The organism is Acidovorax sp. HMWF018 (assembly GCF_003061035.1).
In the GTDB taxonomy this organism is placed as follows: domain Bacteria; phylum Pseudomonadota; class Gammaproteobacteria; order Burkholderiales; family Burkholderiaceae_C; genus Acidovorax; species Acidovorax delafieldii.
This window is the reverse complement of record NZ_QAIM01000397.1, coordinates 41,275-41,649: the sequence shown is the minus strand read 5'-3', so window position 1 is coordinate 41,649 and position 375 is coordinate 41,275. Positions and strand designations below refer to the sequence as shown.

1 protein-coding gene is annotated in these 375 nt (G+C 68.8%); it reads right to left on the bottom strand.

Features of this window, described 5'->3' with window-relative positions; translation table 11 throughout:
• The coding region (locus DBR23_RS30800; protein WP_369882123.1) for a histidine kinase dimerization/phospho-acceptor domain-containing protein at nucleotides 1-375 on the bottom strand (375 nt) is incomplete at both ends.

The following is a 375-nucleotide window of genomic DNA, read 5'->3' as shown; positions in this document are numbered from 1 at the left end:
GGCCAGCTCGGTCTGGCCGATCAGGCCGGCGAGCGGCGTGCGCAGCTGGTGGGCGGCGTCGTTCAGAAAACGCTTTTCCTTTTGCTGGCCGCGCGCCACAGTCTCCAGCAGGCGGTTGATGGTGCTGGCCAGCGAATGTACTTCCTGCGGGGCAGAGGTCAGCTCGATGGGCGGCAGCGGTGTGGTGCCCGTGTGGGGCTGTGCGCCTGCACGTTCAATTTGCGCCTCCAGGCGCTTGAGGGGTTGCAGGCCGCGCAGCACGCCGGCGTACACCACGGCGCTCAGGGCCAGGCCCATCAGGCCCATGGGGAACACCATGCGCTCCAGCAGCTCCTGCGCAATGCGCTCGCGCACCGTGAGGCTCTGGGCCACCTG